At 66.2% G+C, this 22,381-nt stretch carries 28 protein-coding genes, 1 tRNA gene and 1 pseudogene; 12 read left to right on the top strand and 18 right to left on the bottom strand.

Annotated elements, in window-relative coordinates:
* The first annotated feature begins 83 nt into the window (after nt 1-83).
* Nucleotides 84-617 carry an REP-associated tyrosine transposase gene (locus tag ACFFJK_RS06950; RefSeq protein ID WP_379678442.1) on the top strand — a complete coding sequence of 178 codons (534 nt, stop codon included), beginning with the start codon at nt 84-86 and terminating at the stop codon, nt 615-617.
* A gap of 63 nt (nt 618-680) precedes the next feature.
* On the opposite strand, the gene ACFFJK_RS06945 is transcribed toward ACFFJK_RS06950, so the two are convergent.
* Complete coding sequence (locus ACFFJK_RS06945; RefSeq protein ID WP_379678441.1) at nt 681-1,253, bottom strand: outer membrane beta-barrel protein; 573 nt, start codon at nt 1,251-1,253, stop codon at nt 681-683.
* 174 nt (nt 1,254-1,427) lie between these two features.
* Nucleotides 1,428-2,024, bottom strand: coding sequence for an alpha-ketoglutarate-dependent dioxygenase AlkB family protein (locus ACFFJK_RS06940; RefSeq protein ID WP_379678440.1), 597 nt, complete (start codon nt 2,022-2,024; stop codon nt 1,428-1,430).
* Between the two features lie 44 nt (nt 2,025-2,068).
* Here ACFFJK_RS06940 and ACFFJK_RS06935 point away from each other — a divergent pair.
* Nucleotides 2,069-2,302: pseudogene (locus ACFFJK_RS06935) on the top strand (molybdopterin-dependent oxidoreductase); the annotation flags it as partial.
* Between the two features lie 15 nt (nt 2,303-2,317).
* Here ACFFJK_RS06935 and ACFFJK_RS06930 read toward each other — a convergent pair.
* The 7 genes from ACFFJK_RS06930 to ACFFJK_RS06900 form a co-directional block, all read right to left on the bottom strand.
* Entirely contained in the window at nt 2,318-2,680 is a 363-nt protein-coding gene (locus tag ACFFJK_RS06930) for a hypothetical protein (protein WP_379678439.1), read from the bottom strand.
* A gap of 136 nt (nt 2,681-2,816) precedes the next feature.
* A complete protein-coding gene (locus tag ACFFJK_RS06925) occupies nt 2,817-3,194 on the bottom strand; it encodes an MAPEG family protein (RefSeq protein WP_379678438.1) in 378 nt (125 codons plus the stop codon).
* A gap of 38 nt (nt 3,195-3,232) precedes the next feature.
* Nucleotides 3,233-4,066: a Rossmann-like and DUF2520 domain-containing protein gene (locus tag ACFFJK_RS06920; RefSeq protein ID WP_379678437.1), complete on the bottom strand. Its 834-nt coding sequence runs from the start codon at nt 4,064-4,066 to the stop codon at nt 3,233-3,235.
* Nucleotide 4,067: 1 nt separating this feature from the next.
* On the bottom strand, nt 4,068-4,646 hold the full coding sequence (locus ACFFJK_RS06915; protein WP_379678436.1) for a DUF924 family protein: 579 nt from the start codon (nt 4,644-4,646) through the stop codon (nt 4,068-4,070).
* 45 nt (nt 4,647-4,691) lie between these two features.
* Nucleotides 4,692-5,435: an MgtC/SapB family protein gene (locus ACFFJK_RS06910; protein WP_379678435.1), complete on the bottom strand. Its 744-nt coding sequence runs from the start codon at nt 5,433-5,435 to the stop codon at nt 4,692-4,694.
* A 29-nt stretch (nt 5,436-5,464) separates the two neighbouring features.
* Nucleotides 5,465-5,734, bottom strand: a complete 270-nt coding sequence (locus ACFFJK_RS06905) for a hypothetical protein (RefSeq protein WP_379678434.1) — start codon at nt 5,732-5,734, stop codon at nt 5,465-5,467.
* On the bottom strand, nt 5,734-7,560 hold the full coding sequence (locus ACFFJK_RS06900) for an aminopeptidase P family protein (protein ID WP_379678465.1): 1,827 nt from the start codon (nt 7,558-7,560) through the stop codon (nt 5,734-5,736). Before ACFFJK_RS06900 ends, ACFFJK_RS06905 begins: the two co-directional genes overlap by 1 nt.
* Nucleotides 7,561-7,736: 176 nt before the next feature.
* On the opposite strand from ACFFJK_RS06900, the gene ACFFJK_RS06895 reads away from it, so the two are divergent.
* Nucleotides 7,737-8,087 (top strand): MmcQ/YjbR family DNA-binding protein, encoded by a 351-nt coding sequence (locus tag ACFFJK_RS06895; RefSeq protein WP_379678433.1) that lies wholly within the window; start codon nt 7,737-7,739, stop codon nt 8,085-8,087.
* A gap of 117 nt (nt 8,088-8,204) precedes the next feature.
* Complete coding sequence (locus ACFFJK_RS06890; protein ID WP_379678432.1) at nt 8,205-8,831, top strand: hypoxanthine-guanine phosphoribosyltransferase; 627 nt, start codon at nt 8,205-8,207, stop codon at nt 8,829-8,831.
* 10 nt (nt 8,832-8,841) lie between these two features.
* Here the strand turns inward: ACFFJK_RS06890 and ACFFJK_RS06885 are convergent, their stop codons facing one another.
* From ACFFJK_RS06885 to ACFFJK_RS06870, 4 genes are all read right to left on the bottom strand, one after another.
* The gene (locus ACFFJK_RS06885) at nt 8,842-9,798 is read right to left on the bottom strand and encodes an NAD(P)H-dependent flavin oxidoreductase (RefSeq protein WP_379678431.1); all 957 of its coding nucleotides are present in this window, start codon (nt 9,796-9,798) and stop codon (nt 8,842-8,844) included.
* A 99-nt stretch (nt 9,799-9,897) separates the two neighbouring features.
* Complete coding sequence (locus ACFFJK_RS06880) at nt 9,898-10,785, bottom strand: MBL fold metallo-hydrolase (protein WP_379678430.1); 888 nt, start codon at nt 10,783-10,785, stop codon at nt 9,898-9,900.
* A 37-nt stretch (nt 10,786-10,822) separates the two neighbouring features.
* Complete coding sequence (locus tag ACFFJK_RS06875) at nt 10,823-11,023, bottom strand: DUF1289 domain-containing protein (RefSeq protein ID WP_379678429.1); 201 nt, start codon at nt 11,021-11,023, stop codon at nt 10,823-10,825.
* Nucleotides 11,024-11,071: 48 nt separating this feature from the next.
* Complete coding sequence (locus ACFFJK_RS06870; protein WP_379678428.1) at nt 11,072-11,506, bottom strand: thioesterase family protein; 435 nt, start codon at nt 11,504-11,506, stop codon at nt 11,072-11,074.
* Between the two features lie 117 nt (nt 11,507-11,623).
* Between ACFFJK_RS06870 and ACFFJK_RS06865 the strand changes: the two genes are divergently transcribed.
* Both ACFFJK_RS06865 and ACFFJK_RS06860 read left to right on the top strand, forming a co-directional pair.
* Nucleotides 11,624-12,046 (top strand): ribbon-helix-helix domain-containing protein, encoded by a 423-nt coding sequence (locus ACFFJK_RS06865; RefSeq protein ID WP_379678427.1) that lies wholly within the window; start codon nt 11,624-11,626, stop codon nt 12,044-12,046.
* Between the two features lie 22 nt (nt 12,047-12,068).
* Entirely contained in the window at nt 12,069-13,304 is a 1,236-nt protein-coding gene (locus ACFFJK_RS06860; protein WP_379678426.1) for an extracellular catalytic domain type 1 short-chain-length polyhydroxyalkanoate depolymerase, read from the top strand.
* A 7-nt stretch (nt 13,305-13,311) separates the two neighbouring features.
* On the opposite strand, the gene ACFFJK_RS06855 is transcribed toward ACFFJK_RS06860, so the two are convergent.
* On the bottom strand, nt 13,312-13,512 hold the full coding sequence (locus ACFFJK_RS06855; RefSeq protein WP_379678425.1) for a cysteine-rich CWC family protein: 201 nt from the start codon (nt 13,510-13,512) through the stop codon (nt 13,312-13,314).
* Nucleotides 13,513-13,650: 138 nt separating this feature from the next.
* Here ACFFJK_RS06855 and argB point away from each other — a divergent pair, with 138 nt between their 5' ends.
* Together argB and ACFFJK_RS06845 are read left to right on the top strand one after the other, a co-directional pair.
* Entirely contained in the window at nt 13,651-14,580 is a 930-nt protein-coding gene (gene argB / locus ACFFJK_RS06850; protein WP_379678424.1) for an acetylglutamate kinase, read from the top strand.
* Between the two features lie 43 nt (nt 14,581-14,623).
* A tRNA-Thr gene (locus ACFFJK_RS06845) sits at nt 14,624-14,698 on the top strand.
* A gap of 40 nt (nt 14,699-14,738) precedes the next feature.
* On the opposite strand, the gene ACFFJK_RS06840 is transcribed toward ACFFJK_RS06845, so the two are convergent.
* A complete protein-coding gene (locus ACFFJK_RS06840) occupies nt 14,739-15,626 on the bottom strand; it encodes a TraB/GumN family protein (RefSeq protein ID WP_379678423.1) in 888 nt (295 codons plus the stop codon).
* Nucleotides 15,627-15,647: 21 nt separating this feature from the next.
* Here ACFFJK_RS06840 and ACFFJK_RS06835 point away from each other — a divergent pair, with 21 nt between their 5' ends.
* The 3 genes from ACFFJK_RS06835 (at nt 15,648) to ACFFJK_RS06825 (ending at nt 18,941) form a co-directional block, all read left to right on the top strand.
* Entirely contained in the window at nt 15,648-16,376 is a 729-nt protein-coding gene (locus tag ACFFJK_RS06835; RefSeq protein WP_379678422.1) for a pyrimidine 5'-nucleotidase, read from the top strand.
* A gap of 129 nt (nt 16,377-16,505) precedes the next feature.
* On the top strand, nt 16,506-17,084 hold the full coding sequence (slmA, locus tag ACFFJK_RS06830) for a nucleoid occlusion factor SlmA (RefSeq protein WP_379678421.1): 579 nt from the start codon (nt 16,506-16,508) through the stop codon (nt 17,082-17,084).
* Between the two features lie 27 nt (nt 17,085-17,111).
* Entirely contained in the window at nt 17,112-18,941 is a 1,830-nt protein-coding gene (locus ACFFJK_RS06825) for a chorismate-binding protein (protein WP_379678420.1), read from the top strand.
* 1 nt (nt 18,942) lies between these two features.
* On the opposite strand, the gene ACFFJK_RS06820 is transcribed toward ACFFJK_RS06825, so the two are convergent.
* Together ACFFJK_RS06820 and ACFFJK_RS06815 are read right to left on the bottom strand one after the other, a co-directional pair.
* Nucleotides 18,943-19,569 carry a glutathione peroxidase gene (locus tag ACFFJK_RS06820; protein WP_379678419.1) on the bottom strand — a complete coding sequence of 209 codons (627 nt, stop codon included), beginning with the start codon at nt 19,567-19,569 and terminating at the stop codon, nt 18,943-18,945.
* 107 nt (nt 19,570-19,676) lie between these two features.
* Entirely contained in the window at nt 19,677-20,099 is a 423-nt protein-coding gene (locus tag ACFFJK_RS06815; RefSeq protein WP_379678418.1) for a CoA-binding protein, read from the bottom strand.
* A gap of 123 nt (nt 20,100-20,222) precedes the next feature.
* On the opposite strand from ACFFJK_RS06815, the gene ACFFJK_RS06810 reads away from it, so the two are divergent.
* On the top strand, nt 20,223-20,543 hold the full coding sequence (locus tag ACFFJK_RS06810) for a peptidoglycan recognition protein family protein (protein WP_379678417.1): 321 nt from the start codon (nt 20,223-20,225) through the stop codon (nt 20,541-20,543).
* A 9-nt stretch (nt 20,544-20,552) separates the two neighbouring features.
* Here ACFFJK_RS06810 and ACFFJK_RS06805 read toward each other — a convergent pair whose 3' ends face one another.
* Complete coding sequence (locus tag ACFFJK_RS06805; RefSeq protein ID WP_379678415.1) at nt 20,553-22,241, bottom strand: serine hydrolase; 1,689 nt, start codon at nt 22,239-22,241, stop codon at nt 20,553-20,555.
* Nucleotides 22,242-22,381 lie beyond the last annotated feature (140 nt).

Raw genomic sequence — 22,381 nt, 5'->3', positions numbered from 1 at the left:
CGTGTGTAGAATCTTCTTCGTTGAGGCCATGTTTCGGCCTTGGATGCTGGTCGCCGCAATCGCGGCGCCGGTTGACGGAGCCCATGACTGATTACCGCGACAACCGCGTCCCGGGCGGGACGTTTTTTTTCACGGTGCGCCTGCTCCAGCGTGGCAGCACCTTGCTGACAGACCATATCTCTGCCTTCAGCGAAGCCATGCGCCTGGCGCGCGTGCGCAAGCCCTTCCACGTCGATGCCTGGGTGGTCTTGCCGGACCATGCCCACGCCATGTGGACCTTGCCGCCGGGCGACCACGACTGTTCCAGCCGCTGGCGCGCCGTCAAGATCGCCTTTTCCAAGGCCTTGCGCAAGGCCGCCGTGCTGGACGCCACCGAGAACGCGGTCTGGGAGCGCCATTACCAGCATTATCGCGTCCGCGACGACGACGAATACGCGGCGCTGGTCGACCTCACCCACCTTGATCCCGTCCGGCACGGCCATTGCAGCCACCCTGGCGACTGGCCCTGGTCCTCGCTGCACCGCTTCGTCAATGCCGGCCACGCAATGCCGGTGCCGGAGCTGATCGTGCCGCCATGGGTGCAGCGCCCGCAAGCGCAGGGATTCGCGCGGCTGTAAGCGGCACTGTGGACAAACAAAAAGGACCCCGCAGGGTCCTTCATGTTGTGCGATGCCGGCAGCTTAGAAACTGTACTTCGCGCCGATGGTCCAGACGTCGGCCTTGGCACCAAAATCCTTGCTCTTGCCGTAGCGTTCGTATTCGGCGATCAGCGCCACATTCTGGTTCAAGTTGTACTGCGCACCCAGTGCGCCATAGGCTTCGGTCTTGCGCTCATCCCGGTTCTGGGCGGCGTTGAGGGTTACCAGCTCGCTCTTGTTGCGCGCCGCGCCCAGCTTGCCGTACACCGAGAACTGTTCGTTGACCGGCAGGGTTGCCTTGGCAGCCAGGTAGATCGACTCGCCCTTGGTTTCGCCACGGTTGTTCACGCCGCCGATCGAGTAATTCACGCCCGAGCTGCGGAAATCGGTGTAACCGGCTTCAACGCCCCAGTTCTGGTTGAACTCGTAGCCGCCGAAGAGCTTGCCGGAAGCCTTGTAGCCGTCGGTATCGACATTGGTGGCGCCGGAGTGCTTGAAGGTATGGTCAGCGCTGGCAACGCCGGCGCCGACATAGGCGCGCGGTGCGGTTTGCTGGGCCTGGGCGGCCGACATGGCAGCTGCGGATGCGATCAAAACGACGAGAAGCTTTTTCATACACGGATCCTTTACTTGGCTGGTTCGCGATTCCGGGACGAATCGCGATGTAGCCAAGATAGCACCCGATCCCGTTTATTAAAGCCCCATGGGCCGTAAGAACTGTAAGAAGATGTAACTTACTGACCCGAGAGTTATATATTTTCCTAAAAGATACTGAAAATAGCGTGCTGATTAATCGATTTTACGAAAAGTTAGGTTAACCCGGGGGCCGACCGCCTGTGCCGTTTTGTTGATTCCATGCATCCAATTCGCTTGCAAGGCGCCTGCCATGAAGAGCAGGCTGCCGTCGCTCAATGGCAGTCTGATAGTTTCCTTGCTGGCCTTGTGACGCAGGATGAAGGTCCGGGTGGCGCCGAAACTGACGGAGGCGATGGCGGGGTCCGGCCCCAGTTCGGGCTCATTGTCGCTGTGCATGCCCATGCTGTCGCGGCCGTCGCGGTAATAGTTCAGCAGCACGCTGTTGTAATCCCGCCCGGTCGCCGCTTCGACGGCAGCACGGATGCTTGCGAGCAGCGGCGTGAAGGGTTGCGGCGCCAGGCTCAGGCCAGAATACCGGTAGGCCCGCTCCCCGTGCCAGGCGCTCAGGCGGGGCTGCAGGTGGCGCTTGCCGTAGACGACCACGGTTTCCTCGCGCCAGTCGGTCTCGGCGACAAGGCGCGCCAGCACGATCTCGTTCGGCCATGGCAGCGGCAACTGTGCCAGCCAGGCCAGTTCTCCGTCGCGCACCGGGATCGGGGTGAGGGTCGTGGCTGAATCAAACAAGTCCATTGTCTGGATTTCATCGTTATGATGACGGCTTCCCATCATCGAAGCTGGTGTTGCGCGCGGTGGACGGTTATGCCGCCGTCGTGGAAACGGCGCGATTGCACGCCTGGAACATGATCGTGGCCACCCACCTCGATGGCCTGCCGATGGCGCTGGGCGGGCTTGGGCCTTTATGGGCGGTGTACGACGCCGACCGCGTGCCGGAGATGGCGGCGCGCCCGCTCAAGGATCGCTTCGGGGCCTGCCCATGGGCCCTGTACCACATCGAGGTACAAGGCTGAGGCAGACGGCCAGGGTCAGGCGTAGGCTTCGGCCAGGCTCATCACGCGCGGCGTGACGGTGACGCCGACGTTGCCGAACAGGCTTTCGATGGCAGCCAGGTTGGCGCTGCACTCGTCCGCTTTCCAGCCGTTGAACAGGTCGGTACCGTCCTTCTGGAAGTGCAGGTCCAGCACCTTGCCCTTGTCCTTGTGGACATAGCTCTGCTGGTGGGTATTCTTGAAGCCGAGTTCGACCAGTCCGGCCAATACGCTCCGGGGCGGATTGTCCGGATCAGTTGCGAGGAACACGCCAAAAGTCTTGCCAGGCGGTTTGGCAGCGACATCGACATCATAGATACCCGGGGCCTTGGTGACGCTGGTGCTCTTCAGGAACAGCATGTCTTCTCCTTCTCCTGTTGCCCGCACGGCAGCGCGGGCGGATAGCCATGCGCGGCGGGCGGATCGGTTATTGGTCAGCGCCCTAGCTTATTGCTCTACGGGAACTTTGTCGATGCTTGTCTGCGCTTTTTTCGCGCTAGCGCAGTAACAGCCCCCAAACCGTGCCGCCAATTAACAACGCACAAGCCACCATGCCCGTAATAAAGCCCAGTTCCCGGCGCGCCGGGTCACGGTAATAGCCGAGCGCGTACGCTACACGCGCGGCACACCAAAGCAGGCCGCCGGCAGCCGCCCACACGTCGCCAAGATAAAAGGCGCACATCCACAAAGGCACCAGCAGCAGCGGCAGTTGTTCCAGCGTATTGGCCTGCACCCGCTGGCAGCGCAGGAATTCCTCGGGTCCGTCCATGACGGGTGCGGGGATGTTGTGGCGGATGCGGGCGCGGCCGGCGTTCACGGAGGTCCAGAAATATACGCCGAGTGCGGCCAGGGTGGTCCAAGCGGTGAAAAACATTGGTACTCCTGTGAAATGGAAGAAAAGACGAAGTAGGCTCAGGCTTTGCTGCGCTTGCGCCGCGCCAGATCGGCGGTGGGCGCCACCAGTGCCTCGTACAGGCGGCCGGTGGGTGCGTCCCAGCGCGTGACGGCTTCCTGCTGGCGCGCCACGGTGGCGACATCGCCGCGCGCGAGCGGGCCGCTGAGCGCTGCTTCCGGGCCCATGCGAAACACGTTGGCCAGGGCTTCGGTCGCCAGCGGCCGGGCCAGCTCACGCGCGACCGCTTCCGGCACGCCGGCAGCCTGGTAGGCGCGCAGCGCCGCGTCGACGATCGTCACCAGGTAGTTCGAGGCGAACACCGCGGCGGCGTGGTACACGGTCTTGGCGGCCGGATCGATGCGCACCAGGCGCGCACCGATGCGCGAGAACGCGGGCTCGAGCAGCGCCAGCGCACCCTCGTCACCTTCGATGCCGCAGTAGGTGCCGGCGAAACCGGCGGCAACGCTGGCCGGGTCGGCAAAGCTGCGCACCGGGTGCACGCTGGCGACCAGGGCGCCGGCCTCACGGGCTGCCTGCAGCTCGCTGGAGGCCTTGGCGCCGCTGCAGTGGAACACGACGGCGCCCGCCAGGCAATGGGACTGCGCCAGCGCAGCGCAGCGCGGGGCGATCTGGTCGTCGCCGACCGCAAGCACCCAGGCTTGGGCCGGGCGCATGTGCGCCATGTCCTCGCAGGCCCGGCCGGCCTCGATGAAGCCGACCGCCTCCTGCGCGCTGGCGGCCGAGCGGGTCAGGACATCCTGCACCACGAAGCTGCCGCTGGCGGCGAACAGGCGTCCCAGCACGCGGCCGACGTGGCCGGCGCCGACCAGGTTCAGCGCATTCGATGCCACGTCAGAAGCCGGAGCCGGGCAGCGCCAGGTATGCCAGCTCTTCGGGTGTGGAGGCCCGGCCCAGGATGGCGTTACGGTGCGGGAAGCGGCCGAAGCGGGCGATCACGCCGCGGTGGCGGTGTGCATAGTCGAGCGCCTCGGTAAACCCTTCGTGCTCCTGCGCCAGCTCGGTAAACAGCGTGACGGCCAGCTCCTGCATGCGCGCGTCTTCGGCGTGCTCGAAGGGCATGTAGGCGAACTGGCGCTCGACCGGCGACAGCGCCAGGTGCGCGCTGGACTCCACCAGCTGGCGTGCGGCAAGCAGCGCCAGGGTGTCGCCGGCAAAGGATTCCGGCTTGCCGCGGTAGGCGTTACGGGTGAACTGGTCGAGCACGAGGATGCGCGCCAGCGTACCGCGCGGCCCGATCTCGTCCCACTCGCGCAGCCCGCCCGCCACGGCCTGGTTGACCAGGACGCCGAAGCGCTCGCGCAGCGCGGCATCGAACGCTTCGTCCTTGCGGAACCATTCGATGCGCTGGCGGCCATGGCCTTCGGTCCCTTCCGGCAGGAACCAGAAATCGAGTACGTCTTGTGCTTGCATGGAAAAACCCCGGTATTGGATGGTTGTTATATGTTGTCGTTGTCGTCAGTTGCGTGCGTGGGACAGCTGGAAGGCTTCCAGTCCCTCGAACGCGGCCAGCTCGTCGGCCAGCTCGGACAATGGTGCGCCGCTGGTGCGCGACAGCGCCAGCGCCACGAAGCGCCATTCCTGGCGCCCTTCTTCGCTGCTGATCGTGAGCGAACTGCCCGCGATCTCGTAGCCCCGCTCGAGCGCGGCCGCGCGCAGGATGTCCTCGCGCGGCATCACCTGCGGCTTGAAGCGCATGCGCACCGCCACCGCGTGGCGCGCGGGCAGGAAGGTCTCGAGCCGGTTCAGGTAGATCATGATCATGGCCGAGAAAAAGGCCATGCTCATCGCCGCCAGGTAGAAGCCGACGCCGACCAGCACGCCGATCGCGGACGAGGCCCAGATCGACGCCGCCGTGGTCAGGCCGCTGATATTGAAACCTTCGCGCATGATCACACCCGCGCCGAGAAAACCGATGCCGGTCACGATGCCCTGGATGATGCGGGTCGGGTCGACCGGCGCCAGCACCCCGGCATGGCCGCCGTACCAGAAGTCCGGGTAGCCGGAGAGGATGGTCAGCGCCGCCGAGGCCATGCACACCAGCCCGTAGGTGCGCATGCCGGCCGCACGCCCGTGGTAGGCGCGCTCGTAGCCGACCAGCAGGCCCAGCGCCAGCGCGCCGGCCAGGTGCAGCAGGATCAGCCCGTTCGCGAAGAGCTGGTGTTCGGACCAGTAGGCGGCGATCAGGTTATGCGAGAGCATGCGTAAAGGGGGTCCTCATGCGGGGGGCCTCATGCGTCGCCGGGCTTCTTGCGCACCAGCTGCTTTTCGAAGGCGACGTCGTGCTTGCTGACGCGCTTGACCTCCTGCGGCCCGAGGCCGTTGACGAAGGCGACGAAGTCGTCCAGTTCGAGCGGCGCGTTGAGCGCGGGCGCCCCGGGCGCCTCCGACAGGTAGAACAGCCCGTCGCCGGTGCGCGCCATCGAGTACGCGGCGTTCCCGGTGCGCTTCTTGAGGCGCTCGACCGCCGCGCTGGCGCGGGTGGAACGGGCGCCGGCCATCAGATCGCCTCCGTGCGCTGCATCAGCCAGTCGCGCGCGGCGCCTTCCACCAGCGGCGCGAGGCGCGTGCGTACCGTCGCGTGGTAGGCGTTGAGCCAGGCGATTTCGTCCTCGCGCAACAGCGCACGGTCGAGCGGGCGGGTGTCGATCGGGCACAGGGTCAGCGTTTCGAAAGCCAGGTATTCGCCGAATTCGGTGGTCTCGGCGACCTGGTTCAGCACCAGGTTCTCGATGCGGATGCCCCAGCGGCCGGGGCGGTAGATGCCCGGCTCGATCGAGGTGATCATGCCCGGCTCCATCGCCGTATGCGGGTCCGGCGGCACCGCCGGCGAGATCGTCTGCGGGCCTTCGTGCACGTTCAGGAAGTAGCCGACGCCGTGGCCGGTGCCATGGCCGTAGTCGATGCCGGCGGCCCAGATCGGCGCGCGCGCGATGGCGTCGAGCAGCGGCGCGCGGGTGCCGCGCGGGAAGCGGGTCGAGGACAGGTTGATCAGGCCTTTCAGCACCAGCGTGTAGTCGCGCTTTTGCGCCTGCGAGGGCGTGCCGACCGGGATCACGCGGGTGATGTCGGTGGTACCGCCCAGGTACTGGCCGCCCGAGTCGATCAGCAGCAGGCCGTCGCCCTCGATGACCGCGCAGGTCTCTTGCGCCGCGCGGTAATGCATGATCGCGCCATTGGCATTGAAGCCGGCGATGGTCGAGAAGCTCGGGCTGATGAAGTTCGGGCGGCGAGCGCGCGCCGCCGTGATGTGGGTATCGATCGCCACCTCATCCAGCGGGGCGCGGCCGGGATCGGCCAGGAGCGGCTCGAGCATGGCAAAGAATTCGCACAGCGCCGCGCCGTCCTGCTCCATGGTGGCGCGCACGTTGGCCGCCTCGGTGTCGAGCTTGCGCGACTTGGCGAAGGTGGTCGGGTTGATCGCTTCGACCACGTCCACGCCCTGTGCGACCGCCATGCGCATGCCGGCCGTGACGCGGCGCGGGTCGAGCAGCAAGGTGGCGCCGTCCGGCAGCGCCGTCAGGGCGGTGGCCGCGTTGGCGTACGGCGCCAGGTGCACGCCGTCGGCCTCCAGGCGGGCGCGCACGTCCGCCGGCACCTTGCCTTCGCCGACGAACAGGGTCGCATCGGCGCGGCCGATGAGGGCATGGGCCAGGAACACGGGATTGAAGCTCACGTCGGCGCCGCGCAGGTTGAACAGGTAGGCGATGTCGTCGAGGGTCGAGATGAAGTGGTAGCCGGCGCCGTGCTGCTCCATCGCGGCGCGGGTGGCGGCCAGCTTGTCGGCGCGGCTCGTGGTGGCGTAGGGCGGCAAGTGCTCGAACACCGGGTCGCCCGGCAGCGCCGGACGGTCCTGCCACACTTCGTCGAGCAGGTCGATATCCGTGCGCAGCGCGATGCCTTTGGCAGACAGCGCATCCGCCAGCAGGCGCGCGCCGGCCAGGCCGAGCACGCGCGCATCGACGGCGACGGTCTGGCCCTTCACCAGGTTGGCGGCCAGCCAATCGACGTGCATCTGGCTCGCCGCTCCCGGGATTTTCATCAGCGCGATCTCGCTGCCGGCCAGTTCGGTCTCGGCCTGGGTCCAGTAGCGGCCATCGGTCCAGACGCCGGCAAAACCGGCGGTGGCGATGAAGGTGCCAACCGAGCCGGTGAAGCCGGACAGCCACTCGCGTCCCTTCCAGTGGCCGGGCAGGTATTCCGACAGGTGCGGGTCGCTCGACGGCACGACATACGCATCGATGCCGGCACGCGCCATTGCGCTGCGCAGCCGGGCCAGGCGATCGGCAGTGGCAAGGGCCGGGGCTTGTTCGAATTCTGGGGACATGGCTTGCTTGTTCACGTTGTTATCCAAGCTACGTATGATACGCCGCAATGCCGCAACGTGGCGCGCTTGCATATTGCGCCACGACATCATTTCAGCATCAGTCGCCGGCACAGGCGCTACAATGCCGCGCACGAACACATACATCGACCGGCCCACACGCCGGCACAGGAGACGACATGGATTTCGAAGCCGCCAAGGACTTGTGCCGCAGCTTCCCCGGCTGCACCGAAGACGTCAAATGGGACCACGACACGGTCTTTTCGGTCGGCGCCAGGATGTTCGCGGTGACCAACAGGGACGTCCCGGCGCAGGGCATGAGCTTCAAGGTCGACGACGACCGTTTCCTGGCGCTGACCGACCGGCCCGGCATCCTTCCCGCGCCCTACATGGCGCGCAACAAGTGGATCTACGTGACGCCGCAAGCGCAGCTCGGCGACGAGGAAGCCGCCGCCCTGCTGCGCCGCTCGTACGAGCTGGTGTTTGCCAAGCTCACACGCAAGCTGCAACGGGACATTTCAGGAAACTGAGTCCCGGACAGCCGGGCCTTCCGCGCTGCAACCGGCACTGATTCCAACAGGAACGCCCCCATGCACCCGATTGGCGCATAATCGGGCTGCTTTCTTCCTACAGAACGACAGAAGACCATGCAAGACTACCACCACGACCGCGCCCGCGCGCTGCTTGCCAACGCCACCCAGATCGTCTCGCCCGACGAAGTCCAGAATGCCGTGGCGCGCGTTGCCGCGCAGCTCAATGCACGCTTCGGCAATTCCAATGACAAGGCCTTTCCGCTGGTGCTGGGTGTAATGGGCGGCGCCGTCGTCTTCACCGGCAACCTGTTGCCCCGGCTCGACTTCCCGCTCGAGTTCGACTACATCCATGTCAGCCGCTACGGCGACGCCGACCGCGGCGGCCAGATCGTCTGGAAGGTGATCCCGCGCCAGGACGTGGCAGGCCGCACGATCGTGGTACTCGACGACATCCTCGACGAAGGCGAGACCCTCGCCCACGTCAAGCAGCGCCTGCTCGACATGGGCGCGGCGGAAGTGATTATCGTGGTGTTCGCCGACAAGGACCTGAAACGCGCCAAGCCGATCAAGGCCGACCTGGTCGGCTTGACGATCCCGAACGAGTTCGTGGTCGGATTCGGCATGGACGTGTATAACTACTGGCGCAACCTGCCGGGGCTGTGGTCGATCAACCAGGACGACCTGAGCGCGGCCGAACCGGCGCCGCCGTTCCCGACGCCGGACGCCAAGCGCCTGGATTGATTGGTCGACTTCAGGCCAGCGCCAGGCGCGCACGCGCCGCGGCGTATTCCGCCTTGAGCCGCGCGACCATCTCGGCCACCGTCGGCACGTCGTCCATCAGGCCCACGCCCTGGCCCGCACCCCAGATGTCGCGCCAGGCCTTGGCGCTGCCGGAACCAAAGCTCATCTTGCTTTTGTCCGACTCGGGCAGGTTGTCCGGGTCGAGGCCGGCCGCGACGATCGATTTCTTCAGGTAGTTGCCGTGCACGCCGGTGAACAGGTTGGTGTACACCACGTCGGCCGCGGCCGATTCGACGATCGCATCGCGGTAGGCGTCGCTCACGTTCGATTCCTTCGTGGCCAGCCAGCGCGAACCGATATACGCAAAATCCGCCCCCATGGCCTGCGCCGCCAGGATCGCGTCGCCGGTGGCGATCGAGCCGGACAGGGCCACCGGCCCCTGGAAGAACTTGCGCACCTCGCCCACCAGGGCGAAGGGCGACAGCGCGCCCGCATGGCCGCCGGCGCCGGCTGCGACCAGGATCAGGCCGTCCACGCCCGCTTCCAGCGCCTTTTCGGCGTGGCGGATCGAGACCACGTCGTGCAGCACGATGCCGCCATAGGCGTGCACCGCGTCCAGCATTTCCTTCGGCGGCGCGCGCAGCGAGGAAATGATGATCGGTACCTGGTGCTTCACGCAGACTTCGACGTCATGCGCCAGCCGGTCGTTCGACCCGTGCACGATCTGGTTGACCGCGATCGGACCGACTTTCGCGTCCGGATTGGCTGCCTGGTACGCACCGAGTTCGCGCTGCAGATCCGTCAGCCAGGTGTCGAGCAGCTCGGCCGGGCGCGCGTTCAGCGCCGGGAAGGAACCGACGATGCCGGCCTTGCACTGGGCCGCCACCAGCGCCGGACCGCTGGCGATGAACATGGGCGATGCGATGACGGGAAGGGACAGGTGTTGCAGCACGGGTGGCAGCGTCATGGAGGGCTCGCGTGATAGGTTGATGGGAACTGCGGAAAGCGCTGCGGGCATTATAGCCCTGAAAAAAGAACGATCGTGCTAGATCCTGGCCTCTAAATTTCACGCATTCACCAGCAAGCCGCCTTCGACCCGGGCAGCGCCGGCGCGCACCAGTGCCGCGGCGGCCCATTGCGCCAGTGCTTCCCGAGTGCGGCCGAGGGGTGCGACGCGCACCCGTTCGACCAGAGGGATCGAGGCCAGCAAGGCCGGCAGCATCTCCAGCGCCAGCGTGCCCCGCTCCAGCAATAAAAACTTGAGCAGCACCTTGACCGCATTCTCGGCATTGCGCACCGGGTCGCGGCGCAGGTAGTCGAGGCGCCCGCGGGCGCGGACGAGCGCCCCGTCGACATCGGTGAACACCCGGCCGTGGCCGGGAATGACGACACGCGCACCGAGCGTGGCGATCAGGTCGAGCGTCGCCGCAACGTCCGTAAAACCGGGTTCGCCCCTCAATTCCGGGAAGATCACGCCGAAGCCGTTTTCCCACAGCGCGTCGCCCGAGATCAGGATGCCCTCCTCCTCGCAGAACAACAGCAAGGCATGCGGATCGTGGCCCGGCGCGGCCAGCACGCGCCAAGGCAACCCGCCCAGTTCCAGGCTGTCGCCGGGCGCGAGCGTGGCGTCGAAGGTAAAGCGCGCGCACTGCTGGCCGGTGGCGCGGTAGCTGAGCGCCTCCTCGTCCCACGCGGCGACCGCGGGCGCGTCGAACGCGGGAATCGCGGTATGGCAGCCGTAGGCGGCCTGCAGCAGCGCGTTGCCGCCGCAATGGTCGGAGTGCAAGTGGGTGTTGAGCAGGCGCTCGAGCGGGCGGCCGCCCAGGGCGTGGCGCACTAGCGCTAGCGTCTGCGGCGCATGCGTCAGGTAGCCGCTGTCGACCAGCGCGCTCGCCCCGCTGCCCGTAAACAGGATGTTGTTGGACGAGAGCCAGCCCCGTTCGAAGACGTGCATCGAGGGTGGTAAGCGCGGGGGCAGGCGCGTGTCCACCTCAGCCCCAGTCGATCTCGGCTTCGCGGCGCCGGATCTCGGCCCATACGGCGCGCTTGTAGTCGTCGCCCGACTTGCCCCAGGCCACGATCTCGTCGATCGTGCGCAGGCAGCCGCGGCACAGGCCGATGCCCGGTTCCATCTGGCACACGTTGATGCAGGGCGAAGGGACGGGGGTCGGCAGTTCTGGATGATCCGGCATACGGCGCTCAGGAAAAAGTGGACAAACCCAAGGTGGGGAACATCGGCATTATCGCCGATCGGTGGGCACGGCCTGCTTGCGCGCCACCCGCGCCGCGAAGCGTGCCGGGTCGATCAGGCAGCGCTCATGCTCGCCTTCGCACACTTTGTCGACGTCGTCCCAGGCCTCGACCCGGAAACGCACCCGGTTGCCCTCCACCTCGGTTACCTCGCCGCGGATGGTGAGCGTCAGGCCGGGCGGCGTCGGCGCCAGGTGGCGAAAGTTCACCATCGTTCCCAGGCTCTGCTCGCGCGGCCAGTCCATGAAAGGCATCAGGCCGTGCAGGCAGGCCAGCTCCATCATGCCGACCAGGTAACCGGTGGCCAGGACGTCGGGCATGTCGCGGCAGAACGGCGTGTCGTGGTAGAGCTCGGGAACGGTGGCCCGCTGGGGAACCGTGTACTGCCATTCGAAACAATGGCCGAGTTGTATTTTTGCACCCATGTGCGCAGGTTAACGTAAGAAAGGAATTTCCGCTTGACCCTTCGACACAGCGGCGTACACTCCATCCACCATCCAGCTGGATGGTGCAAGCGTGGCGTAAGGAAGCAAGGAGACAGTGTGAACAAAGAACTCGTGCCCAAAGAGTTAGCAAGACCGGTCGATTCGGAAAAGATCACGATCAACCTCGGACCAATCGACCTCGGGCAGATCGACCTGCTGGTAAGCGAAGGTTTTTATGCCAACCGTTCCGACCTGATCCGCACGGCAATCCGCAACCAGTTGCAGGCCCATGCGGACGTGGTGCGGCAGACGGTGGCGCGCCGCAGCCTCGTGCTCGGCATGCACCATTACACCCGTGCCGACCTGGAACGGGCACAGCAGGCCGGAGAACGCCTGCAAATACAGGTACTCGGCATGGCCAGCATCGCGCACGACGTTCCGGTCGAGCTGGCGCTGGCCACCATCGAATCAATCGTCGTCCTCGGCGCGCTGCATGCGAGCAGCGCAGTGAAGACGGCACTTGCCGGGCGCATCCGCTGATCGCGCCGGCCAAAGGACAACCATGAAACTGAACATGCACCTGCTTGCCAACATGCGCAAGGTCACCAGCACCCTGCTGAAGAAAGGACCGGTGGACACCACGGCCATCGTTCAGGAAGCGATGAAGCACGCCACGGCGTTCCAGCACACCACGCGTCCCCCCGCCGCGCCGCCGCCGATGCGCGACATTAACCCGCCTCCTGCGGGAAGCGCGGCCAACGAAGCCATGCACGATGCCCGCCACCGGGCCACCCACGAGGCGCCGCAGCAGCGCGCCACGCCGGACGCGGTCCCCGACATGCTGGCCAACCTGCAGCGCACGATGGAATCGGTGCGCGAACAATTCGGCGGCCTCGGCGGTCTTGGCAATCTCGGCGGGCACGGTGCCGACACCGGTCCCTCGCCGTGGCCGGGCACCTTCAGCAGCGGCAGCTACACGAACGAAGCCGGCACGCGCGACTACAAGCTCTACGTGCCCAGTACCCTGGCCGACCAGCCCGCAAGTCCCGTGGGCCTGGTGGTCATGCTGCACGGCTGCACCCAGAATCCCGACGACTTCGCGCATGGCACGCAGATGAATGCGCTGGCCGAGGAATTGCAATGCCTGGTCGTTTATCCGGCCCAATCGCAGGGGGCCAACGCTTCGCGCTGCTGGAACTGGTTCAACGAAACCGACCAGCAACGCGACCGCGGCGAACCGTCGATCATCGCCGGCATCACGCGCGACATCATGGCGCGGCACCCGGTCGACCCGGCCCAGGTCTACGTGGCGGGACTGTCGGCCGGCGGCGCGATGGCCACCATCATGGGCACGCTCTACCCGGACCTGTATGCCGCCGTCGGCGTCCATTCCGGGCTGCCGTTCGCCTCGGCCAGGGACCTGCCTTCGGCGCTAGCCGCGATGAAGGGCGACTTCCGCCGCAGCCAGGCACCGGGACGCACCGTGCCGATCATCGTGTTCCACGGCGACCGCGACACCACCGTCCATCCCGCCAACGGCGACGAGCTGGTGGCGCAGGTCCGTGCCCGTGGCGCCCGCAAGACGGCGGTCGAGCCGGGACAGGTGCCGAACGGCCATGCCTATACGCGCACGATGCACCAGCATGACGACGGCACGGTCCATGCCGAGCATTGGCTGATCCACGGCGCCGGCCACGCCTGGTCGGGCGGCAATGCGCGCGGCAGTTACACCGACGGCAAAGGGCCCGATGCGAGCCGCGAAATGATGCGCTTTTTCCGCACGCGCCGCAGCAGTTGAGCCGGACTCACGGTGCCATGCCGGTGTCCCGCTTTGCCTGCTCTGCCTCGATATGGCTGCGCAGGCAGGCCGGGCACCAGCAACCCGCTGCCTCCTGCGGCACGGGTACCGGTACGACAGGCGGCAACGCCGTGCACCAGCACGGTTCCGGGTTGCCATCACGCATGGCGCAGCCGAAGCTGGCCCCACAACGGGTACATACGCTCACGGCGCGCTCCAGGATGGAATGGTGGACATGTTCTGATAGGTGGCGATAAGGACCATAAAATACAACAAGACGCCATATAATCAGCACAAGCACTACCCTGTTGCCTTAAAATCTCGCGACATTTATTTTGGACCCTCCATGAACGCAACCTTGAGCAGCCTGAATACCGACGACCAACCCAACGACCTGACCAAGGTGTCGCCGCAGATCAAGGCGCAGATCCTGGCCGAGGCGCTCCCGTACATCCGCAACTTCCACGGCAAGACCATCGTCATCAAGTACGGCGGCAACGCCATGACCGACGAACGCCTGAAGCACGGCTTCGCCCGCGATGTCATCCTGCTCAAGCTGGTGGGCATGAACCCGGTCGTGGTGCACGGCGGCGGTCCGCAGATCGACAACGCGCTCAAGAAGATCGGCAAGCAGGGCACCTTCGTACAAGGCATGCGCATCACCGACGAAGAAACCATGGAAGTGGTCGAGTGGGTGCTGGGCGGCGAGGTGCAGCAGGACATCGTGATGCTGATTAACCACTACGGCGGCCAGGCCGTGGGCCTGACCGGCAAGGATGGCGGCCTGATCCGCGCACGCCGCATGAGCATGCCGGACAAGGAAAAGCCGGGCGAATTCCTCGACATCGGCTTCGTGGGCGAAATCGAAGCGATCAACCCGGCGGTCGTGAAAGCGCTGCAGGACGACGCCTTCATCCCGATCATCTCGCCGATCGGCTTCGGCCAGGACGGCCAGGCCTACAACATCAACGCCGACGTCGTCGCCGGCAAGATCGCCGAGATCCTGAAAGCCGAAAAGCTGATCATGATGACCAACATCGCCGGCGTGCAGGACAAGAACGGCAACCTGGTCACCGACCTGTCGGCGCGCGAGATCGACGAGATGTTCGCAGACGGCACGATTTCGGGCGGGATGCTGCCAAAGATCTCGTCGGCACTGGACGCCGCGAAGTCGGGCGTCAATACCGTGCACATCATCGACGGCCGTATCGAACACTCTTTGTTGCTGGAAGTCTTGACCGAACAGGCTTTTGGCACTATGATCCGGTCTCACTAAATTTTTTGTGGCGGAAATCTTCGCCACAAAAAACGACCTGAATGCCCTTGTAGCTCAGTGGTAGAGCACTCCCTTGGTAAGGGAGAGGCCACGTGTTCAATCCACGTCAAGGGCACCACTTCCCGCACTACCCTCCCCAGTAACTCCCCAGTCCGGTTTCAATAGACGCGCTCGACCTTCGCGCCGCGCTGGCGCAGCAACTCCGGCAATCCTTTTTTCCCCAACAGGTGCAGCAAGCCGACCGCTACCACCGCGTTGTTTTCGCGCGCCAGCAGGGACGCCACCTTGTCCGCCATCGGTTCATTGCGCTCGTCCCACACGATCCTGCGCAAGAATTTGCCGCCCACGCTATCGTCGGCTTCCATGCGGCGGGCGATCCGGTCCAGCGCCGCCTGGTCGGCGCGTTCGTAGGCATCGAACAGTTCACGCGCCTCGCGCAGCTGGCGGCCCGACGCCATGTGCGCCAGCGACTCTTCCAGCAGGTCCCACTGCTCGTCCATCGGCAGGCCGCCCAGCAGCGCCGCCTGGTACTGGATCGACTCGAGCTCGGCGATGCGGGTTTTACCGCCGCGCGCCAGCTGCGCCAGGTGGTGATCCACGCCGAGCTCGGGGTGGTAGCCCAATCTGGTGAGGTCGGCCACCGCGAGCATCATCAGCAGCATCCAGGGTTTCATTGGCGCCACGGCGGCAGGATCGATGCCCTGCTTCTTCAATGCCGTTTCGATGCGCAGGCGGCGTTCGGGCGGCAAGCCCGCATAGCCGGGACTGCCGGCCGGGAACAGGCCGTGTTGCTGGAATGCCGCTGCCGTGGCGGCCGGATCGCGCGCGACGTCGATCTCCAGCGCCAGCGTGGGCGCAGCCGCCATCGCCGCGCGGATGCGCGGCTCGAGCGGATAGAAGTCGGCGCGGCCGGCGTGGATGGTGCCGTACAGGTACAGCGTGTTGCCCTTGTCCGTCACCTTGAACAGGGCCCCGCGTTCGGCGGCAACGGACTGGAACGCCAGCAGGAACAGGCTGAGGAACACCACTATAATCGGACGTCGCATTCTTCTCTCCGTGTCTGAATCGTGCCCAATCATAATCCTGCCTCTCCCGTCTGGCTATTTGATCTCGACAACACGCTGCATGACGCCTCGCACGCGATCTTCCCGGCAATCAGCGCCAACATGAACACGTACATCGCGCGCGTGCTGGGTGACGGCATCACCCCCGCCAGCCAGGAAGCCGTCGACGCTGCGCGCCTCGGTTATTGGAAACGCTACGGCGCCACGCTGCTCGGCATGATCCGCCACCACGGCGTGTCGCCAGCCGACTTCCTGCACGTGACGCACGACCTCGGCGCGCTCGAAAAACTCGTGCGTGCGGAAAAAGGATTGGCTACCTTGCTGCGCCGCCTGCCGGGCCGCAAGATCCTGCTCACCAACGCGCCGACCCGCTATTCGACGGACGTGATGCGTCACCTGGGCCTGAGCCGCCATTTCGCGCACCACGTCGCCATCGAGCACATGCACGTGCACCGCCAGCTGCGTCCCAAGCCGTCGAGCCTGATGCTGCGCCGCCTGCTGCGCAAGCACGGCGTGGCGGCCCGGCGCTGCATCCTGGTCGAGGACACGCTGGCCAACCTCAAAAGCGCCAGCCGGCTCGGCCTGCGCACCGTGTGGGTGACGCAATACCTGCGCATGAGCGATCCGATCGGCAGAGCTCCCCTGCCGAGGACCCTGAAACGCCCCCGTTATGTCGATGTCAAAGTAAAATCCGTGCGGCAACTACCTGCGCGCCTGCACCGGCTGCGCTGAGACAACAACAGGAACCTCGACAACCATCGCGAGCGGCGGTCAGCCGGCCGAAAGCGCAGCATCGCCAGCCGGGACGACGACGCGCCGCGGGTAGCGCGAGGTTCACGACAATTACATACTAGGGATCACATGGTTAGCACCAAGCCTGGCCAGCGCAAGCTGCAAATCCTCCAGGCCCTGGCCTCGATGCTCGAGCAGCCGAAGGGCGAGAAAATCACCACTGCAGCGCTGGCCGCACGCCTGTCGGTGTCGGAAGCGGCGCTGTACCGCCATTTCGCCAGCAAGGCGCAGATGTACGAAGGCCTGATCGACTTCATCGAGTCGAGCGTGTTCAGCCTGATCAACCAGATCGCCGAACGCGAGGAGCGCGGCGTGGACCAGGCGCATGCGATCCTGCAGATGCTGCTGGGTTTCGCCGCCAGCAACCCGGGCATGACGCGCGTGCTGATCGGCGACGCGCTGGTGGGAGAGGACGAGCGCCTGCAGCTGCGCATGAACCAGTTTTACGACAAGATCGAGCTGGCATGCAAGCAGGCGCTGCGCGTGGCGGTGACGCAGGGCCACGGCCTCGAGGCGGACGTCGCGGCGCGCGCGAGCCTCCTGGTAAGCTACGTGACGGGGCGCTGGCACCGTTTCGCCAAGAGCGGTTTCAGGCAGAACCCGGCCGAAGGCACGGCCCTGCAGCTGTCGCTGCTGCTGGCCGCGTAGGCAATCACAGGGAGCGCCCGCCGCACCATGGATACCCAGGAAGTCTTTGCCCTGCTCGACGACGCCGGCGCCGCCGGCGAAGCCCGTTCACGCCTGTACAGCCGCCACGCAGGCACGCTGCGCTGCGACGGCGCCGCCGGCTGGCCGCAGCTGCTGCACGACATGCAGGCGGCGCTGGGGCGCGGCCTGTACGCCGTGCCGCTGTTCACCTATGAACTGGGCGCGCACCTGGGGGGATTGCCGGCCCGTGCGGTCGACGGTCCGCTGGCGCAGGTGCTGCTGTTCGCGCAGTGCGAGCTGCTCGACGCCGGCCAGGTCGAGGCCTGGATCGCCACCCGCGCCACCGGCCTCGAGCCGGCCGGCGTGGCCGGCATCGCGGCGAACGTCGACGAAGCCGCGTTCACCGCTGCCATCGCGCGTATCCGCGACTACATCGCCGCCGGCGACACCTACCAGGTCAACTATACCTACCGCCTGCGCTTCGACGCCTTCGGCCCCCTGGTCGGCCTGTATGCGCGCCTGCGCGCCCGCCAGCGCGTGCCCTACGGCGCCCTGGTCGCCCTGCCCGACGGCGGTGCCGTGCTGTCCTTCTCGCCCGAGCTGTTCGTGCGCCACGATGGCGGCAGGCTGCTGGCGCGCCCGATGAAGGGCACTGCGCCCGCCACCGGTGAGGATGCGATCGACGCGCAGCGTGCCCGGACCCTTGCTGCCGACGGTAAAAACCGTGCCGAGAACCTGATGATCGTCGACCTGCTGCGCAACGACCTGGGACGGGTTGCAGTCACCGGCAGCGTCGACGTGCCGGCGCTGTTCGACGTGCAGCGCTACGGCAGCGTGCTGCAGATGACCTCGACGGTGCAGGCGCGCCTGCGCGAGGACGCAACGCTCGAACAGGTCTTCGCCGCGCTCTACCCCTGCGGTTCGATCACGGGGGCGCCCAAGCGCCGCACCATGGAGATCATCCACGAGCTGGAACCGAGCGCGCGCGGCATCTATACCGGCGCGATCGGCTGGTTCGACCCGCCCCGGGGTAGCCAGGCCGGACCGCCCTTCGGCGACTTCTGCCTGTCGGTCCCGATCCGCACGCTGGCCCTGGGGAGTCTGCAAGGCGGCACGCGGCGCGGCGAGCTGGGTGTCGGCGCCGGCATCGTGTACGACAGCGATCCCGCGTCCGAATACGCCGAATGCCAGCTGAAGGCGCGCTTCCTCACCGGCCTGCACAACGAGGTCGAGGTCTTCGAGACCGTGCGCGCGTCGTTGGAAAACGGCTGCCGCCACGTCGAGCAGCACCTCGACCGCTTAGCAAGCTCGTGCCGCTATTTCGGCCACCCGTTCGACTTCGGTGCCGCGCGCGCGGCGCTGAACGACGCCTGCGCCGCGCTGCCGCCCGGGCAGCTGCACCGGCTGCGCCTGGCGGTCGCGCATACGGGAGACATGACGGTGCAGGCTGCGCCGCTGGCGGCGCTGGGCGAGCCGGTAAAGGTGCTGTTATCCAGCACGCCGACGCACTCGGGCGACGTGTTCCTGCGCCACAAGACGAACGTGCGCAGTCGCTACGACGCGGCCTGGCGCGCCGCCGAGGCGCATGGCGCCTTCGACATGCTGTTCTTTAACGAGCGTGGAGAATTGACCGAGGGTGGGCGCAGCAACGTGTTCGTGCGCTTCGACGGCGCCTGGTACACGCCGCCGCTGTCCTGCGGGCTGCTGCCGGGCGTGATGCGCGCCATCCTGCTGGGCGCGCCTGCATGGAATGCCAGCGAGCGCGTGATCACGCGGGAGATGCTGGAAGCGGCCGACGACCTGGTCGTCTGCAATGCCTTGCGCGGACCCTTGCGCGCCGTCCTGCTGAAGAGCTGAATTAGAGCGCGAGCGCCTGCTCGATCTTGCCGACCAGCGCCGGGTCTTCCGGCGTGACCTTGCTCGGGAAGTGCTCGAGCACCTTGCCGTCGCGGCCGATCAGGTACTTGGTGAAGTTCCATTTCGGCGCCTGGCCGGTGGCTTTTGCCAGGCTGGCGTGCAGCGGATTGGCGTCCGGGCCGGTGACCGCGCTTTTTGCGAACATCGGGAACTTTACGCCGTAGGTGTTGAAGCAGAAGTCGGCGATCTCTTTCGCACTGCCCGGTTCCTGCTTGCCGAAATCGTTGGACGGGAAACCCAGCACCACCAGGCCACGGCCGCCGTACTTCGCGTACAGCTTCTCCAGCCCCTCGTACTGCTTGGTGAAACCGCAGTAGCTGGCCGTGTTCACCACCAGCACCACCTTGCCGGCGTACTGGCACAGGTCCTGCGGCGCGTCGTCCTGCAGGCGCTTGAAATTCTGCTTGAGGATGGCCGGGCAGGCGGCCGGGGTACGGGTGTCCGGCATGCGGGCGGCGGCCGGCGCAGCGGTGACGGCGTTGGTCGCCTGTGCGGCGGCCGGCTGGGCGACGCTCGCGGCAGCGAAGGCGGCGAAGGCGGCAAACGACAGGGCGGTGGTCTTGGACATGGCGGGGAGTTCCCTCGGTTTGGAATGCCACGATTGTAACGCAGCCGCCGCCATGCAAATACAGCCGATTGTTCAGCCGATATTCAGCCGAATATTCAGCCGGATATTCAGCCGTTCAGGCCGCGGTGCTCGATCTTGATGCAGTGGTTCATGACCACGTCGAGCCCGGCGGCGCGCGCCAGGTCGGCGGCGGCCTGGTTCTCGATGTCGAGCTGCATCCACAGGCAGCCGGCGCGCACTTCGATGGCGTCGCGCGCGATCGGCGGGATGTCCTCGGACTTGCGGAAGCAGTCGACGATGTCGATGCGCTGTCCGCCCGCAGCCAGCGCGTCGGCCGCTTCCTGCAGGCTGGCGTAGACCTGTTCGCCAAGGATGCGCTCGCCGGCCTTGGACGGGTTGACCGGCACCACCCGGTAGCCGTGCTGCTGCAGGTATTCTGCCACGCCGTAGCTGGCGCGTTCGGGTTTGTCCGACAGGCCGACGATGGCGACCGTCTTGCTGTCGTTGAGGATCTGGGCAATGCTTCTCATGGTATCCGTAATGGGTTCTGGGTTCCACGTTAGCTTATCAGGTTTGCATCATCCGGCGCGCCTGCACTGGCGCGGCGCATGCAAACGTGAAAAGATGCGGGCTCGTCCATTATTCCGTCAACCATGCACCACCAGGGCGAGCCGTTCAAGCCGGATACCGACCCGCAGGCCTACCTGCGCCGTATGCAAACCTGGTCGCGCACGGCCAAGGGCTGGCTCGACATAGTCGAACCGAATCAGCTGCAGCTCGACGCCGTCGTCAACCTAATGGCGCTGCTGGCGGCGAAGTACAAGGTGCCGCTGGACGATATCAAGAGCCACCGCGACCATTCCGACAAGACCGTCTGTCCGGGCGCGAACCTGTACCGCTACATGCAGGAGGATTACTTCCGCCACAAGGTGGCGCTGCGCCTGGCCGGAGAACAGGCCAGGGCAGCGCGCTGAGTATCAAACTTACAGCTTGCGGGCCGGCAGGCTGCGCCCGCCCTGCTTGAGGAGGAAGCTGCCCTTGTCTTCCCCAAAGCTGATCTCGGCATCGACCGCGTCCGAGAAGAACATGGTCTCGCTCAATGGAAAGATCTCGAGCTTGGGCTGGCCGGTGGCCTGGGCAAAGTAGCGCTCGCCCTCGCGGCTCAGCTCGATCACGAAACCGGGCCGCAGCTCGTAGCGGCCGACGCGGGCATCGAAGGCCGCGTCGGCGATCTTGACCGCCTTGCGCCCGGCCGGCGCGTCGCCGATGCGCGGGTTGGCCAGCGCCTTGCCGTCCTGGTGCAGCACCACCCCGGTCACCTTGCCGCCGCTAACGCCCCCCTCGCGCTGGAATTCGAACCAGTCGAGCGAGCCCGGCACGAAAAACTCGGTGCTGGATGCCGCCTTCAGCGCTACCGGCGGGCGGCCCGTACGCTGCATCAGCAGGCCATCGCCGCTGCGGCGGAACACGCGCTGCACGCCCTTCTCGATTTCATAGGTGCCGGCGACGGCATCGAGCGCCGCGCCGTCCAGCGCCACCTCCTTGAATTCACGGTAGGGCTTGCCGATGGCGATGCCGGCCGCCTTGCGCGCCAGCACGCCCGGGCTGGCCGGACCGCTGTCGCTGTTGGCCAGCACCGCAACATACACCTTCTGTTCCGGCAGGCGCATCGCATAGGTCGAGAAGCCGTTGATGCCGCCGCCATGCGAGATCGCCTTCGCGCCCTGCACTGACGCGACTTCCCAGCCGTAGCCGTAACCGGTCGCCTTGCCGTCCTTCAGGCGGTAGGAAGTGAATGCTCGCTCCCAGCTGGACGGCTTGAGCAGGCGGCCGGCGCCGATGGCGGCATCCCAGCGCGCCAGGTCGTCCACGGTCGACACCAGCGCCCCTGCCGCGTAGGGCTGGCTCATGCTGAGCGGCTTGGCAGCGCCGAAGCCCCCTTCAATGCGCGTATGGCCTGCGGCGCGCGGCGCCTGGCTACGCTCGAAACCTTCATAAGCGGTGTCCTTCATCCCGAGCGGGGCGAAGATGCGCTGCGCGACGAATTGCGCGTAGGGCTGGCCCGAGAGCTTCTCGATGATCGCGCCCAGCAGGAAATAGCCGGAATTGTTGTAGCGGTACTGGCTGCCGGGCTCGAACTCCAGCGGATCGTTCCTGAACGAGTCAATCATCTGGGCCACCGTCACGTCCTGCGCCATGTTCACCATGTAGCCCGGCTTGCCGGTGTAGCTGGGAATGCCGGAGGTATGCGTCAGCAGGTGTTCGATCGTGATCCGTTGTCCCTTGCTCGGGTAATCCGGCAGGTGCTTCGTGATGTCGTCGTCCAGCGACAGCTTGCCCTCATCAAGCAGCATCAGGATGCCGACCGCCGTGAACTGCTTGGTGATCGAACCGAGGCGCAGCGTCATGCTTGGGGTCATCTTCACGCCCTGCGCGGTATCGGCGATGCCGTAGGCCTTGCGCAGCACGGTCTTGCCGTCGTGTACCACGATGACGGTGGCGCCGGGCGCATCGGCCGTGAAGTACGGGGCGATCGCCCCATCGATCCGGCTCGCCATGTCCTGCGCAGCGTTGGCGGGCCTGGCGGCGTCCCGGACGGTGTCTTGCGCATGCGCGACATGTGACTGGCACAGCAGCAGCGCGGCGGCGCAAATGGCGGTTCGGAGCAGCATGGTCGGCATCCCTTTCATCGTTGTGTAGAGTGCAACGACTATAGGAGCACGATGCCGGGCTCGCAACAGGGAACCGACAGCCCGTCAAACCAGGCGACGAGCGGTGGAAAAGCGGGAGCAAGCCGTCGGTGCCGTGGAGA

The sequence above is a fragment of the Massilia consociata genome (assembly GCF_042432755.1).
Taxonomy (GTDB): Bacteria; Pseudomonadota; Gammaproteobacteria; order Burkholderiales; family Burkholderiaceae_D; genus Telluria; species Telluria consociata.
This window is presented reverse-complemented; position numbering and strand designations above follow the sequence as displayed.